The following is a 13,740-nucleotide window of genomic DNA, read 5'->3' as shown; positions in this document are numbered from 1 at the left end:
AAGGCAGAAAATATATGACCTTTCAGTTTGATCCATCATTCGATGCAGAATCACTCCACATGCCGGGAGATTCTTTGATCGAATTAGACCAGATAGAGAGTTCATTAAGGATATTGCTGCCCTCTGAGCTTCGTGATTTATTTATTGAATTCGGATCAGCGATAGTTTTCAATAAGGATGTTGAATTTCCTGCGGAAAAATGCGCCTATTCCGAAGATTCAGGAAGAATTGGCGTTTCAGTTATATATGGCCCTGCTGACGGAAGCTTAGGAATAATTCGCATAAACGAACAATTATCCATGCAGATTCCAAAAACATCTGTGGTTTTTGCGGAAATCGGTCTGGGTAATATGCTGTTAATTGACAGAATTGATGGAAAGATATCCGTATGGCTGCACGATGAAGCTCTGCCTTCTAGGGCGATAACCCCCGTATACGACAGCTTTCATGACTTTATCGATGCACTGGTAGCCTTCGATCCTCCTCCCCTGCCCAGTTTAAAGGAATTGGGATTGGACTTGAAAGCGATGGGGATAGAAGAGGAGTAGCTAGATGTTACGGTTCGGCGCTGACGGAAACCACATCATTGGCGGCGGCTCGGCCGGCTGCGTCATGGCCAACCGCCTTTCTGCTGATTCGGATAAAGCTGTCTGCCTCATCGAGGCGGGGCCGCGCGATCGCAATCCCTTCATTCACATGCCGCTTGGCGTCGGCGTCATTGCCCGCACGGGATGGGTGAACTGGAACTGTGAGACCGAAGTCGAGCCTCACCTTAACAACCGGCGGCTCTATTGGCCGCGCGGCAAGACGCTGGGTGGCAGCAGCTCGATCAATGCAATGGTCTACATTCGCGGCGATCGGGCGGACTATGAGGGCTGGGGGGCGGCCGCCGGAGCTGACTGGGACTGGCCGCGCATGCGCGAGCTTTTTATCGCGCTCGAAAACAATCAGGCTATCCACGACGAGCATCATGGCAATGCCGGGCCACTTTGCGTCTCCAATCTTGGGCGAGTGAACCCACTTACGGAAGACTTCGTCGAAGCTGGGGTGGAACTGCACTACCCGCGAAATCCCGACTTCAATGGCGTGAGCCAGGAAGGCTTTGGTGTCTATCAGGTGACCCAGAAAGACGGGCAACGGTTCAGCACGGCGCGAGCGTTTCTCGATCCGGCTCGCTCGCGCAAGAATCTCGCCATCGAAACGAACGGCCTCGTCGAACGGATACTGTTCAAGGACCGTCGCGCCATCGGGGTCCGCGTCGGCGGCCGGGACCTGCTGCTGCGCCCCGGTGGAGAGGTGATCCTTTCGGCTGGCGCGGTCAATTCGCCGCAGATTCTGATGCTGTCGGGCGTCGGCTCGGCGAGCGAACTCAGGCAGCATGGCATAGAGATCGTTCTGGATGCGCCCGAAGTCGGAGCCAATCTCGCCGATCACCTCGACTATACGGCTGTGGCAACCACGGCCGATCGCGAAGGATTTGGGGTGGCGCCCAGTTTCCTGCCTCGTGCGATACGCGGCGCATGGAGCTATTTCCTTCATCATGAAGGCGAATTGACGTCAAATGCCTCGGAGGGCGGCGCTTTCCTCAAATCCGACGCCGGCCGGGAGCGGCCCAATCTTCAATTCCATTTCCTGCCGGCGATCCTGCGTGACCTTGGCCGCAAGACAGCCTTCGGCTACGGAATGACCGTGCATGTCTGCGACCTTCTACCGAAGAGCCGCGGCAGGATCGGGCTCAAGATCGCCGATCCCACGGCTCATCCGCGCATAGAGGGCAATTATCTCAGTCATCCCGATGATGTGGGCGTCTTGCTGAATGGCGCGAAGCTAGCCCGCAAGCTCCTTCATGCGCCGGCGCTCGCCCGTCACTTGCGCGAGGAGGTGCGACCGGGACCCGCGGTCCAGACCGACGAGGCTCTGATCGACGACATCCGCGCGCGCGCTGAAACAATCTATCATCCGGTAGGAACATGCCGCATGGGCAGTGACTCGGCATCCGTGGTCGATCCGGCAGCCCGTGTACGTGGCATTGACGGTTTGCGCGTGGTCGATGCATCGATCCTGCCGTCGATCGTGTCGGGCAACACTAACGCGCCTACCATGGCGATCGCGGAAAATGTCGCGCAAATGATGATCCGGCCTTGAGGAAGAATGGCGATGAGGTTCAGTTTCGTATTGGCAGCCATGCTGCTACTTGCAGCATCTGCGTCCGTCGAGGCACAGCGCGCTTCTTTCGGAGTGTGGAAGAATCCGCAGGACAGCGTACATGTGCGAGCCCAGCCGTGCGGAAGCAGAATGTGCGGGGTCGTGGTCTGGGCAAGTGACAAAGCCAAGGCGGATGCGCGGCGCGGCGGGACAAACGATCTGGTAGGTCTGATCCTGTTTCGCGATTTTGTTCCTGAAAAGAAGGGCGTGTGGCGCGGCAGTGTTTTTGTACCCGACATCGGCCAAACCTTCTCTGGAACAATCACCACGCTCGACGATCGGCGGATGGAGGGAAAGGGGTGCCTGACAGGGCGGATCATGTGCAAATCGCAGATATGGACGAAAGTGAACTGAAATCCGTCCAATCATCGTCTGACCGAGAGCGGCAAGCCAAGGATTTTAATAAGACACATCAAAAGCTTCTACGATAAATTGAAGAGGCGCGGAGCAGGAAACGGGCATGGCGACAGCGATGTGTGCAGCCGCCACGGGATCAATTCGGCGACGGGCATGCGACTTGGTCAGCGTAAGCAGGCGGATAATCCGTTATTGATCGTCGCGGCCAGAAGACGGTCCGCTGCGGCAGCGGCTGCACGAACAGATTAACCTAATGGAAATCACACGATAAGCGCCCCGCCTGATGCGCCCGACGACACATTCCGCCGCTAGCAGGCATCCCCCCGGAAATTCCAGCAATCTACGCACGCCCAAAATCCGTAGCGTCCGATAAACTCTGCCGGAAAGGAGGACTGTCCCACAACAAGCTATCAGGGGTTTTCCGACATGCTTATAGGCTACATGCGCGTCTCTTCCACAGATGACCGGCAATCGGTCGATCTTCAGCGCGATGCGCTGATCGCAGCCGGCGTCGATAGCCGGCATCTCTATTCCGACAAGGCATCCGGCGCTCGCGAGGACCGGGCGAGCCTGCGGGCCTGCCTCGAATATCTCGCAGCCGGCGATACGCTGGTCGTGTGGAAACTGGATCGGCTCGGCCGCTCCCTGCCGCATTTGCTGTCGATCCTGACCGATCTCAGGGAGCGTGACGTGTCATTCCGGTCATTGACCGAGCAGATGGACACGGGAACGCCGCATGGCGAGCTGCTGTTTTCGCTGTTCGGCGCGCTGGCCCAGTATGAACGGGCATTGACGCGCGAGCGCATCATGGCAGGCCTTGCGGCCGCCAGACGGCGCGGGCGCTACGGTGGCCGCCCGCGAACGATCGATGCGGAAAAGCTCGATCAGATCACCGCCGCCCTTGCCGGTGGCGCTAGCAAGTCGTCGATCAGCCGCACGTTCAACGTGCCCCGATCGACCCTCGCAGATACGCTCGCGCGGGCCGGATGGCTCAAACCGCCGCGCCTTGCGTAACGACAAAAACATAATTATATTTCCGTAATGCCATCCATGCGCTTCTCCTGGCATCCGGCCAAAGCCGAGAGCAATCTGAAGAAGCACGGCGTCAGCTTTGCGATCGCTACTCGTGCGTTCACAGATCCTTTCGCGCTGAGCGATCAGGATCGGATCGAAGGTGGCGAGCGACGATGGCAAACCTTGGGCCTCGTGGAAGGGCATCTGCTCCTCCTCGTGGCCCACACTGTCGTCGAGCAAGACGATGACGGCGAGTATGTGGAGATCATTCATATCATTTCGGCTCGAAAGGCCGATCGAACGGAAAGGCGACGTTATGAAGAAGAAAGACGCTGATACCGTCCGTTTCCAACTCGATCCGGACAATCTGCCGCCGTTGACCGAAGCGCAACAGGCCGAACTGGATGCCCTGCAGGCGATGCCGGATAGCGGGATCGACTATAGCGACTCTCCGGCGCTGACAGAGGATTTCTGGCGGAACGGGCAGCGTGGGCGCTTCTATAAGCCCATCAAGCAGCAGGTGACGGCACGCCTTGATGCTGATGTGCTCGCCTGGCTCAAATCGCAGGGTAAGGGCTACCAAGCCCGCATGAACGCCATACTTCGCCGTGAGATGCTGGCGACCGCCAGAAGGCAGGAAAAGCCACGTTAATTTAGATAGTTAGGCTATCGGTTATCGTGATATAGTCGTACATGGATTTACCCCAGAAAGCGTTTGGCAAGTCGGATCAGACGCGCTGCCCGGCCCGAATAGGGAGGAAAGACGAGAGGCAGAGCGGAGAAGCGGTTCTGGAGAACGGCGCGCTCATGACTGAAAGTCCGGAACCCGTGATGGCCATGTGCCGCCCCGATCCCGGAATTGTTCACACCGCCGAACGGCAGATGATCGTGGACGTATTGGACGATGGTAAGGTTGACGCCTGCACTGCCGGAAGTCGTGGCCGCCAGGATATGATCCACTCTCGCCCGGTCACGATCGAACACATAAAGCGCCAGCGGCTTGGGTCTTGCGTTGATCCGACCGATCACGGTTTCAATGTCATCATAGGTCAGGACCGGCAGGACGGGACCGAATATCTCCTCATGGTCGATCGCCGCCTCGGGAGCGATCGCTTCCAGCACTGTGGGCGCCAGCGCCCTTCCCTGCCTTTCGCCGCCGACAATGATCCGCCCGCCCGTGGCCAGGGCATCCGCAATCAGGTCCCCCAGTCTGTCCGCATGGCGATCATTGACGATCCTTGCGAGATAGGGGCTCGTCATGCCCGAACCATAAGCGGCGGCGATCCGGCGGCGCAGCGCTTCCACGAACCGGTCGCGGATCGAAGCGTGGACGAACACATGATCGGGCGCGATGCAGGTTTGACCGGCATTGGAGAATTTGCCGAAGGCGATCCAACTGGCGGCCGTCTCTATGTCGGCATCCGGTCCCACGATCGTGGGCGACTTGCCACCCAGTTCCAGCGTAACGGAGGTCAGGTGGCGGGAGGCTGCCTGCATTACGACTTTCCCGACCTCGGGGCTGCCGGTGAAGAAGATATGATCGAAGGGCAGCGCGAGCAGGGCCTGAGACATCTCCTTCCCGCCGAGGGCGACGGTAACCAAGTCTGGCGGAAATGTGTCGGCGATCAGCCGCGCGATGACGCCCGAGGTAGCAGGTGTCATCTCCGAAGGCTTCAGGATAGCGCTGTTGCCGGCAGCAAGGCAGGAGACAAGCGGCCCCAGGCAGAGATTGAATGGGTAATTCCAGGGCGCGATGATAAGGCACACGCCGCGTGGCTGCGGCACGATCCGTCCGGCCGTGCCGAAACCGATCAATGTCGGTCCGACATGGACTGGCCGCATCCATCGGCGCAGATTACGACGGCTGTGGCGGATTTCCTGCATGACCGGAAGAATTTCCGTCAGAAACACTTCGGCCTCCGGCTTGCCGAAGTCGGTCGCCATGGCCTGGACGATCTCCCCTTCGAACTTTCGTATGGCAGCCGCGAGGCGCGCCAGCGCAGCGCGTCTTTCAGCAAGGCCAAAGCGCATCCGGCGCTCGTCCGACATTGCCTTTTGCGCGGTGAAGAGCATTTCCACCGGGCGGCCATCACAGGGTTCCTGCGAAATCGAATGGCTCTCTTCAATCATTTCATTCTCGTCGAAAACATGACCTTCGCGCGAGTCTTACGAGCGCAAAAGCAATAGGGAACTACACGAACATGTAGTATCGACCCGACATGGGCCTGGGAACCGAATGGACTCCAACGCTGCTTTCGCGACTGGCGGAAACGGCACTTCGCCGTGTGGAATTGACCGCGCGCGTCAGCCTGCTGCGCGCACCTTGCGGCTACGGCAAATCGGCGACGCTCGCGGCCGGTTGGAAGGAGGCGGCGGACACTGGTCGCCCGGCGCTTTGGGCAAGTCTTGCAAGCGACGACACAAAGAAGGGCACCCTGCGTCGCCTCGCCTTTCAGGCCGGAACCGCCGCGGACATCGAGTCCATTCTCCAATGGATATGGCATCAGGACAGGCCCGGGATTATTTGCCTCGATGATGTTCAGGAAGCGCCGCATCTCGAAACGCTGACAAGAGACATGATGGATGCTCTTCCCGATGATTGGCGAGCGGTCCTTGCAACCTCCGCCCCCTGGGGATTTGGCGTCCTCAACGCTGACTGGCAGGAAGTCGGCCCCGATGCCCTGGCCTGCCGCGCCCAGGATCTGAAGGAATTGATCCGGGTCCCTTCAGCCCTCGACCGGATCATATCGGACACACAGGGTTGGCCCGCATTGTGCCGCATCGCGGGCCGTGTATCCTACCGGATGCAGCCACTGCATTTATGGCCCGAGATCATCTGTTATCTCGATCAGATGGTGTTGGCGCCCTTATCGCCCGCTCTGCGCACATGGCTGAAAAAGGCGGCATTAATCGCTCCCCTCGATGCCGAAAGCCACGATTTTGCCCTGCGCGTCCACGACGGCGCGCAATGGATCGCACGTGCGCAACGCGAATGCCTCCTATTGAGGCCGGACAGTGACGGAATGTTTGCGCTCAATCCGGCGCTGCGACACCATCTTGCCTTGAGCGGACAGTCGCAGCTTCGTTCCTCTCCAAGCCATCTTCTAAAACGTGCGGCTTTTCATCACTGGCGCGCCGGCCGGCCAGCGCAAACGATAGCGCTTTCGCTGCGGGCCGGCGATCCGGCCTGGGCGCGGGGGCTGGGCGGTGAGATCGTCATGGATGTCGCCCTGCGACAAGGCCGTATCGATGAGTTGGCCCATTGGCTCGAGGGCGTGCCCGACACAGCGTTGCTGACCAATCCCATGGCTGGCCTGGGAAAGATATGGGCCCTTTCCTTCCAGCAGCAGCAGCATGCAGGGGCGACGCACCTTTTGAAGTTGCTGTCACGCACGGATGCGCATGAGGAATTGCTGACGCTGCTCGGTGCGACGACAGCGGCGCTGAGGGACGATGTCGTCCGGGCGGAAATGCTCTGCCGGCAATGGCTCGAGCTGCACGCCCGGGAAAATCCGATGATGAAGGCCTCCGCCCTGGCCTGCCTCGCGAGCATCGTGGCGAGCCAGTCGAACGCGGCCGAGTTCGCGGCACTACGTCCCCTACTGGATCAAGCCTGTGCCCTGGCCGATCAGGGCTTTGCCCGCGACTGGGCAAAGATTGCCGAAGTGCTGCTCCTGCTGACGCAGGGGCAGATCATTCCCGCACGAAATAGGATCGACGCGCATCTGACGGATATGGTCTCCCCGGTCGCCGAGCAGACGCTGAAAACATTGCGCCTCGCTGTGCTGGCCGAAAGCGGCGTGCCTCTGGCAGAACTGGAATGGCCGTTGCTTTTCTGCGACCAGATCGTCGACGTCCGCATTCATACGGCACGGGCCATATTACGGGCCGCTCGTCTGGCCGGAGATGCGGACCTCTGCGAAAAAATCCTGACCGAACTGGACGTGAAAGCCGTACGCGACCACATGCCGCGACTGCAACTCATGGCCGATATCCTGACTGCGGAACATGAAATCGCGTCGGGTCGATCGGTCACCATCCCCAATATTCCCAGGAACGACGCCATCACTTCGGCTCACCTCGCCATTGCGGACGTCGAGTGCATGCTTCTGTCTGCGACGCGGGCGCTTGCCGACGGGAAGGATCACCTCGCGCGCCAATTGACGGACCGTATCCTGGCCCGCATCCGCAGGGCAGGATGGCAACATATCATACTCAAAACCCTCATGCTGCGTTCGGTGCTGCATCTACGTAAAGAGGCGCTGCAACTTTCCATACGGTCAGCGGAAGAGGCCTCGGAAATTCGCGACAGCACAGGACTGAAGGAAACAGCGCGGGAGTTCCGGAATATCCTGGAGCATATTCACGCGGGATGGGCCGTAAAGGCGAGGTTTGATCGGTCCGCAGCACAACATCACTTGCCGAGTTCACAACATACCGAAGGATCCGACCTGTCTCGCCGCCAACTCCATATCCTCGGCCTGGCGCGGGATGGTCTTACGAGCGCGGAGATCGCCAACATATTGGGTATCGGCGAAGATGGCGTAAAATGGCATTTTCGCGCGATCTTCAAGTGTCTCGCTGTCAACAGGCGCACCCAGGCCGTCGCCACGGCGATACAGCGCGGTCTCCTTCACTAAACGATCTCCCACGTCACAAATAGAGGCAGGCATGCTGTTGCGCGGCCTCCCGCAAGGCAAGATCAGCAATCCATTCTTAGTCGACTCTCGTTGCCGCCCTCGCCAGCATGAGATCCACGAGAAAGTCCAGAAGCTCTCCGCTTGCGACCTCGTGCGGTTCGAGCAGGCCCTGGAACATGCTTCCCTCGTGGACAGCCAGGATCAGTCGCGCGATGCGCGGGAGGCCCCGGGCAACGATGCGGGAGTCCTCGCGAAGGATGTCGGCGAGCGCGCCCTCGATGATGGCGAGGATCCGTCCTTGCCGTTCGGCATAGTGGCTCGCCATGGCAGGATGGCGTAGGGCATAGAGGCCGAACTCGGCCTGGAGCAGATACCAGTCCCGATCGAACGGATAGCTGGCGATAAAGGCCTTGAGGAAATTGTCGGCCGTCGAGCCGGGCATGGACAGGGCGCAAGCGGTCGCCTCCTCCAGCCTCGACTGCAAGCGCTCGATCACCCGGTCATAGAGGGCGAAGAACAATTCGTCCTTGGATCGGAAGCTGGAATTATAGGCCCCCCGGCTCAGACCGACGCGCTCGCAAATATCTTCCTGGGTGGAGCCATGGAAGCCACGTTCGGCGAAGGCCTCGAGAGCGCCATCCAGGATGCGCTCCCGGGTCTGCGCCCGGGTCGGGCGCGTTCGTGCCGGGCGGCGGCTCACGGGATCACGGGCGGGAGCATTTCGATACAAATATGTATTGAGTCGGTTGGATGTCAACGTTACCGTGCGGGAGCAGGAGACGTTCTTCATGACCTTGCGATGTTCGATGCTGGTTGCCGCGCTGGCGACTGCGGTCTGTCAGGGCGCGCAGGCGCAAACGATCGACAGGCTTGATCTCGATTATCGAAGCGCCCAGGCGAGGCTGCTCGAGCGGTCGGACGCGATCCAGGGCGCCGACGCCGATGTGCGCAGCAAGGAGGCCCAGAAAGGCTCCACGAGCACGTTGCGGCGTCCGACCGTCGAGTTCGAAGGACAGATGATCCGCTATCAGAAAACCCTCTATCTGCCGCTCGGCCCGCTGGCGGACGTGGCCCAGGATTATTCCATCTCTGACCCCCTGCGCTTCGAGATCGAGCGCACCAGCACCCGGCCGATCGTGACGGCGACGCTGCCGCTCTATTCCGGCGGCCAGATTCCCGCCGCCCAGGCGGGCGCCGCGGCGCAACTGGGACAGTCGCGCGCCGAACGCCAGATCGTCATCGACAACGGTCTGTTGCAGATGACCCAGCTCTATTTCGGCCAGCAGTTGCTCGAGCGCGTGCGCGATGTTCGCCGTGATGCGCTTGCGGGATTAGAGCGGCATGTCGCGGACGCCCTCAAGCTCGAACAGGAAGGGTTCATAAGCCGGGCCCAACGCCTCCAGGCGCAGGTAGCGCGCGACGACGCCGCGCGCGAACTGGAAAAGGCGCAGGCCGATCTCGCGAGTGCGCAGGTAGCGCTTGCCGGCGCGCTGCGGGCGCCGTCCGGCGTCGATCCCGTCTCCCCGATCTTCGTGATCCGTCAGCCGCTCCGTTCGCTCGACACCTATGTGGACGCGGCCCTGCGCGCCCATCCCCAACTGGATCGGCTCGGCGCGCTGGAAGACCAGGCTGAAGCGGGGGTGGCCCTTCAGCGCGCCAAGCTCCGGCCTACGATCTATGGCTTCGCCCAGTATAATTTCGATCGGCGCGACACGCTGTTGACCGATCCCGACTGGTCGGTGGGCGTCGGGCTGCGCTACACGCTCTTCTCCGGTGTGGGCCGCTCGCAAGCGGTGCAGGCCGCGCGGGAAACGGTGACGCAAGCCAATGCGGGCCTGCGCGAAGCCCGCACCCAGATCGAAATCGGCGTCACGCGGTCCTGGAACGATGCGGAAGCCGCGCGACGGCGGTTTGAGCTGACCGACACGGCCATCACTGCGGCGCAGGAGAATCTGCGGGTCCAGACCCTCGGCTATCAGGAGGAGCAGACAACCTCGCTCGACGTGATCGATGCGCAGCTCGGTCTTGCCCGCTCCCGGATCCAGCGCGCCCAGGCCGGATATGATTTCGTTGTCGCGCTCGCCCAGCTTCTCCACGTCAGCGGTCAGATCGCCACATTGCCGGACTATATCGACCAGGGTGAAAGGGTCACGCCATGACCGCCACATCGGAAACCCTGGTCACCCCGGACGAGACGGCTCCGCCGGTTCCGACCGGGCGGAAGCGCAAGTTGCTGCCGCTCATTGCTTTCCTCGTCGTGGTCATTCTCGGCCTCGGTCTCTGGCTGGCCTATCGCCCGGTTCCCGATCAGCTCCAGGGCATGGTCGAGGCCCGCGAACTGCGGATCACGAGCAAGGTCTCGGCTCGGATCACGGCCTTTCATGTCGAGGAAGGCCAGCCGGTGAAGACGGGACAGCTGCTCTATACGCTCGACAGTCCCGAGGTCGAAGCCCGCTCCGAACAGGCCGGCGGCGCGCTCGCCGCCGCGCAGGCGAATGCGGACAAGGCCGATGAAGGCGCACGGCCGGAGGATATCCGGGCTGCCGAGGCCCAGTGGCGACGCGCGCAGGCGGCGGCGGACCTCGCCCAGACCACCTATCAGCGCACCGAGCGCCTCTTTGAACAGGGTGTGCTGGCGGGGCAGAAACGCGACGAGAGCCGCGCAAACGCCCTGGCCTCCAATGAAGCGGCCCGAGCAGCGCGCGCGCAATATGATCTGGCGCTGGCCGGGGCGCGGCGACAGGATCGGCAGGCCGCGAGCGGACAGGTGCGCCAGGCGCGCGGCGCCCTGGCCGAAGTCGAGGCGGCCGAGAAGGAAACCCGGGTGTTCGCGCCGTCGGACGGTGAGATCGGACGCAGGCTGGCGCAGTCGGGCGAACTCGTGCCGCAGGGATTTCCCGTCTTCGTCCTGACCGACATCGATCATCCCTGGGTGACGCTCACCCTGAGAGAAGATCAGTTCAGTGCGATCCGCCGGGGACGGGTCCTGACCGGCCGCATACCTGCGCTCGGCGATCGTTGCGCCCAGTTTCGGGTCTTCTACATCGCGCCCGCCGGCGATTTCGCGACATGGCGCGCGACCCGCCAGTCGAGCGGCTTTGACGTGAAGAGCTTTGACGTGCGCCTGTCGCCCGTGTCGCGGGTCGATGGGCTGCGCCCCGGCATGACGGTCCTGTTCGACTGGCCGCAATGATCCGGGCCTTCGTCGATAGCGCCCGGCGCGAAACCGCCTTCCTGCGCGGCAGCGTCTGGGATCTGGCGCTGGTCACCTGGCTGCCTCTGCTGCTGCTGGCGATCGTCGCGGTCCAGTTGTCGGCAGGCGTCATGCGGAACCTGCCGATCGTCGTGGTCGACGAGGACGGCGGCGGCGTCGCGCGCGACCTCATCCGCAAGCTGGAGGCGTCACCCGGGCTCAAGGTCGCGGCGCGGCCACCGGACATGGCACAGGCCGAGCATCTGGTCCGCTCCAACGCCGCCTATGCCGTGGTCCTGATCCCGCGTGATCTCGAGCGCACCGTGCTGCGCGGCGAGACCGGCAAGATCCTCCTCTTCTACAATGCGAGCTATTCCACGCCCTCGGGTTCGGTGTTGCGTGAAGTCGGCACCGTGGTCCAGGCCCACGCAAAGGCCTTGGCCGGGGAGCAAAGCGCCGCGATCGCCGGTCCCGCGCGTGTGCGGCCGCAGCCGGTGAGCGTGCAGAGTCGGATCCTCTACAACCCGCAGGCCAGTTACGAGCTGCAACTCGTCGCCCTGATCCACCCCGCACTCCTGCACCTGCTGTTCATGATCGCGGTCGTGAGCGCGCTCGGTCGCGAGCTGCGGGACGGGACCATCGGAGCATGGCTTGCAGGGCCTCGAGGCGAGGCGGTCGCCGCCGTCGCCGGCAAGATCGCGCCCTATATCCTCATCTTCCTGCTCTGGGGGGCGCTTGCGACCGGCTATCTCGCGGTCTACCGGGGCTGGCCCGTGCAAGGGAGCGTGGCGATGCTGATGGGCGGCTATCTCGCCCTCTATCTCGCCTATGCGGGCATGGCCTTGTTCATCGTCGGGGCCACCCTTTCCATGGGGCAGGCGCTGTCGATGACCGCCCTCTATGCGGGCGCTTCCTTCGCCTTCGCCGGGGCGATCTTCCCGATCGAGTCGGCCTCCGCCTTCGCCCGGCTATGGAGCGCGCTGCTGCCTTTTACCCGCTTCGCGCGGCTGGTCGCGGAGCAATGGATGATCGGCGCACCCGTGCTCGCATCTCTTGGATCGATCCTGGCGCTGTTTGTCTTTCTCGTCGTCGGCTCGGGCGCCGGGCTGCCGCGCTATGTCTCGGCGCGGATGAGCCCGGAGGTCTGGGGACGACGATGATCGGCCGCGCCTTCCTCGCTACCTTCCGCGCCGTTCTCTCCGACCGCTCCGCCTTCATGCTGATCGTCGTGTCGACGATCCTCTATTCCTTCTTCTACCCTTCAGCCTATTCCGGGGAGGTCGCGGTCCGCATTCCGGTGGCCGTCGTCGATCTCGACGACAGCGGCGCAAGCCGCAGTCTCGTGCGCCGGATCGCAGCGCTCCAGCAGGCCGATCTTGCCGCGCGCCCGGCCTCTCCAGGAGCCGCCCGGCTCTGGCTCGAGACGACCGGCGCAGGGGCCGTGGTCATCATCCCCGAGGGGTTCGAGCGACATATTCTGAACGGCGCCCAGGGCACGGTCGCGCTCTACGGCAACGGCGCCTATCTGCTGCGCAGCAGCACGGCGCTGTCAGGCATCGGCCTGGCGGTCACCACGATCGCCGGCGAGGCGGCGAGCGATCAGGCCATGGCGCAGGGCGCACCCGCCCGCCCTGCCCTGTCGCTCGTTCAGCGCCCGCTGTTCAACACGCGCGAAGGCTATGGCAGCACGGTGTTCCCCGGGGTCGGCTTCCTCATCATTCACCAGACCCTGCTGATGGGCCTGACGATGCTCGCCGCCACCCTGCGCGAGACACTGGGACGCTTTCGTCTGCCCTCGCGCACCCTTATCGGAATTGCCCTGGCCTTCTTCGTGATCGGCTGGGCCGACGTGGCCTATTATGCGGGTTTTGTGTTCTGGTTTCAGGACTATCCCCGCGCCGCCGGCTCTCCTGGCGCCTTGATCGTGGGCGGCAGTTTGTTCGTGGGCGCGACTGTGGCGGCGGCGCTTGCGCTGGCCAGCCTCTTCCGGACACGGGAACGACCCCTGCAACTGTGGATGGGCACGTCGCTCGCCATCTTCTTCCTCGCGGGTCTCTCCTGGCCGGCGGAGGCGACGCCGGCCTGGCTGGCGCTCCTCGCGCGCCTCCTGCCAACCACCGCGGGCATTCATCTCATGGTCGGGCTCAATCAGATGGGCGCGAGCCTTGCCGAGCAGACGCGGGAGGTGCTCAACCTCGCCATCCTCATTCTGGTCTACGGAGGCCTGGCCTGGTGGCGCTTCACGAAGATTTCCGCGCCGGACCTTCAGCCTCTCAAGCCTGACTGACGCCTCAATGGAACGAGATCGTCAGGGGCACCCCAAGTGCAACC

The 13,740-nt window shown here is 62.4% G+C and carries 13 protein-coding genes and 1 pseudogene; 11 read left to right on the top strand and 3 right to left on the bottom strand.

The genetic code is table 11. The annotated features are described in order from the left end of the window. Window positions 1-14 precede the first annotated feature (14 nt). The 6 genes from ACUCV3_RS14680 to ACUCV3_RS14655 all read left to right on the top strand — a co-directional run bounded on the left by ACUCV3_RS14680 (window position 15) and on the right by ACUCV3_RS14655 (window position 4,228). Window positions 15-548 carry an SMI1/KNR4 family protein gene (locus ACUCV3_RS14680; RefSeq protein ID WP_082733396.1) on the top strand — a complete coding sequence of 178 codons (534 nt, stop codon included), beginning with the start codon at window positions 15-17 and terminating at the stop codon, window positions 546-548. Window positions 549-552: 4 nt separating this feature from the next. Continuing rightward, a complete protein-coding gene (locus ACUCV3_RS14675) occupies window positions 553-2,145 on the top strand; it encodes a GMC family oxidoreductase (RefSeq protein WP_161734492.1) in 1,593 nt (530 codons plus the stop codon). 12 nt (window positions 2,146-2,157) lie between these two features. After that, a complete protein-coding gene (locus ACUCV3_RS14670) occupies window positions 2,158-2,559 on the top strand; it encodes a DUF2147 domain-containing protein (RefSeq protein WP_004207001.1) in 402 nt (133 codons plus the stop codon). Between the two features lie 429 nt (window positions 2,560-2,988). Further along, window positions 2,989-3,576 (top strand): recombinase family protein, encoded by a 588-nt coding sequence (locus ACUCV3_RS14665; protein ID WP_025290601.1) that lies wholly within the window; start codon window positions 2,989-2,991, stop codon window positions 3,574-3,576. Between the two features lie 36 nt (window positions 3,577-3,612). Next, the gene (locus ACUCV3_RS14660; RefSeq protein WP_228221671.1) at window positions 3,613-3,912 is read left to right on the top strand and encodes a BrnT family toxin; all 300 of its coding nucleotides are present in this window, start codon (window positions 3,613-3,615) and stop codon (window positions 3,910-3,912) included. After that, window positions 3,893-4,228 carry a BrnA antitoxin family protein gene (locus tag ACUCV3_RS14655; RefSeq protein WP_004206995.1) on the top strand — a complete coding sequence of 112 codons (336 nt, stop codon included), beginning with the start codon at window positions 3,893-3,895 and terminating at the stop codon, window positions 4,226-4,228. Before ACUCV3_RS14660 ends, ACUCV3_RS14655 begins: the two co-directional genes overlap by 20 nt. Window positions 4,229-4,275: 47 nt before the next feature. On the opposite strand, the gene ACUCV3_RS14650 is transcribed toward ACUCV3_RS14655, so the two are convergent. Further along, entirely contained in the window at window positions 4,276-5,649 is a 1,374-nt protein-coding gene (locus ACUCV3_RS14650) for an aldehyde dehydrogenase family protein (protein WP_237235358.1), read from the bottom strand. A 146-nt stretch (window positions 5,650-5,795) separates the two neighbouring features. Here ACUCV3_RS14650 and ACUCV3_RS14645 point away from each other — a divergent pair, with 146 nt between their 5' ends. After that, the gene (locus ACUCV3_RS14645; protein ID WP_161734488.1) at window positions 5,796-8,216 is read left to right on the top strand and encodes a helix-turn-helix transcriptional regulator; all 2,421 of its coding nucleotides are present in this window, start codon (window positions 5,796-5,798) and stop codon (window positions 8,214-8,216) included. A 76-nt stretch (window positions 8,217-8,292) separates the two neighbouring features. Here ACUCV3_RS14645 and ACUCV3_RS14640 read toward each other — a convergent pair whose 3' ends face one another. Both ACUCV3_RS14640 and ACUCV3_RS14635 read right to left on the bottom strand, forming a co-directional pair. After that, window positions 8,293-8,736: a TetR family transcriptional regulator C-terminal domain-containing protein gene (locus tag ACUCV3_RS14640; RefSeq protein ID WP_434406031.1), complete on the bottom strand. Its 444-nt coding sequence runs from the start codon at window positions 8,734-8,736 to the stop codon at window positions 8,293-8,295. A gap of 45 nt (window positions 8,737-8,781) precedes the next feature. Next, window positions 8,782-8,916, bottom strand: a pseudogene (locus tag ACUCV3_RS14635) (TetR family transcriptional regulator); the annotation flags it as partial. On the opposite strand from ACUCV3_RS14635, the gene ACUCV3_RS14630 reads away from it, so the two are divergent. The 4 genes from ACUCV3_RS14630 to ACUCV3_RS14615 are packed head-to-tail and all read left to right on the top strand — an operon-like array spanning window position 8,861 to window position 13,696. After that, window positions 8,861-10,375 (top strand): TolC family protein, encoded by a 1,515-nt coding sequence (locus ACUCV3_RS14630; protein ID WP_482240710.1) that lies wholly within the window; start codon window positions 8,861-8,863, stop codon window positions 10,373-10,375. The pseudogene ACUCV3_RS14635 and the gene ACUCV3_RS14630 sit on opposite strands and share 56 nt — an antisense overlap. After that, on the top strand, window positions 10,372-11,409 hold the full coding sequence (locus ACUCV3_RS14625; RefSeq protein WP_004206989.1) for an HlyD family secretion protein: 1,038 nt from the start codon (window positions 10,372-10,374) through the stop codon (window positions 11,407-11,409). Before ACUCV3_RS14630 ends, ACUCV3_RS14625 begins: the two co-directional genes overlap by 4 nt. Further along, window positions 11,406-12,569, top strand: coding sequence for an ABC transporter permease (locus tag ACUCV3_RS14620; RefSeq protein ID WP_482240709.1), 1,164 nt, complete (start codon window positions 11,406-11,408; stop codon window positions 12,567-12,569). Before ACUCV3_RS14625 ends, ACUCV3_RS14620 begins: the two co-directional genes overlap by 4 nt. After that, window positions 12,566-13,696 (top strand): ABC transporter permease, encoded by a 1,131-nt coding sequence (locus ACUCV3_RS14615; RefSeq protein ID WP_004206985.1) that lies wholly within the window; start codon window positions 12,566-12,568, stop codon window positions 13,694-13,696. Before ACUCV3_RS14620 ends, ACUCV3_RS14615 begins: the two co-directional genes overlap by 4 nt. Window positions 13,697-13,740: the final 44 nt, after the last annotated feature.

It is taken from the genome of Sphingobium sp. VMM (assembly GCF_056790315.1).
The sequence above is the reverse complement of the archived record's forward strand: the minus strand, read 5'-3'. Positions and strand labels throughout refer to the sequence as shown.

Excerpts from the sequence above, each read along its gene's own strand:
- ACUCV3_RS14680 (WP_082733396.1), top strand. The coding sequence starts at position 15 with ATGACCTTTCAGTTTGATCCATCATTCGATGCAGAATCACTCCACATG.
- ACUCV3_RS14675 (WP_161734492.1), top strand. The coding sequence starts at position 553 with ATGTTACGGTTCGGCGCTGACGGAAACCACATCATTGGCGGCGGCTCG.
- ACUCV3_RS14670 (WP_004207001.1), top strand. The coding sequence starts at position 2,158 with ATGAGGTTCAGTTTCGTATTGGCAGCCATGCTGCTACTTGCAGCATCT.
- ACUCV3_RS14665 (WP_025290601.1), top strand. The coding sequence starts at position 2,989 with ATGCTTATAGGCTACATGCGCGTCTCTTCCACAGATGACCGGCAATCG.
- ACUCV3_RS14660 (WP_228221671.1), top strand. The coding sequence starts at position 3,613 with ATGCGCTTCTCCTGGCATCCGGCCAAAGCCGAGAGCAATCTGAAGAAG.
- ACUCV3_RS14655 (WP_004206995.1), top strand. The coding sequence starts at position 3,893 with ATGAAGAAGAAAGACGCTGATACCGTCCGTTTCCAACTCGATCCGGAC.
- ACUCV3_RS14650 (WP_237235358.1), bottom strand. The coding sequence starts at position 5,649 with ATGCTCTTCACCGCGCAAAAGGCAATGTCGGACGAGCGCCGGATGCGC.
- ACUCV3_RS14645 (WP_161734488.1), top strand. The coding sequence starts at position 5,796 with ATGGGCCTGGGAACCGAATGGACTCCAACGCTGCTTTCGCGACTGGCG.
- ACUCV3_RS14630 (WP_482240710.1), top strand. The coding sequence starts at position 8,861 with ATGCGCTCCCGGGTCTGCGCCCGGGTCGGGCGCGTTCGTGCCGGGCGG.
- ACUCV3_RS14625 (WP_004206989.1), top strand. The coding sequence starts at position 10,372 with ATGACCGCCACATCGGAAACCCTGGTCACCCCGGACGAGACGGCTCCG.
- ACUCV3_RS14620 (WP_482240709.1), top strand. The coding sequence starts at position 11,406 with ATGATCCGGGCCTTCGTCGATAGCGCCCGGCGCGAAACCGCCTTCCTG.
- ACUCV3_RS14615 (WP_004206985.1), top strand. The coding sequence starts at position 12,566 with ATGATCGGCCGCGCCTTCCTCGCTACCTTCCGCGCCGTTCTCTCCGAC.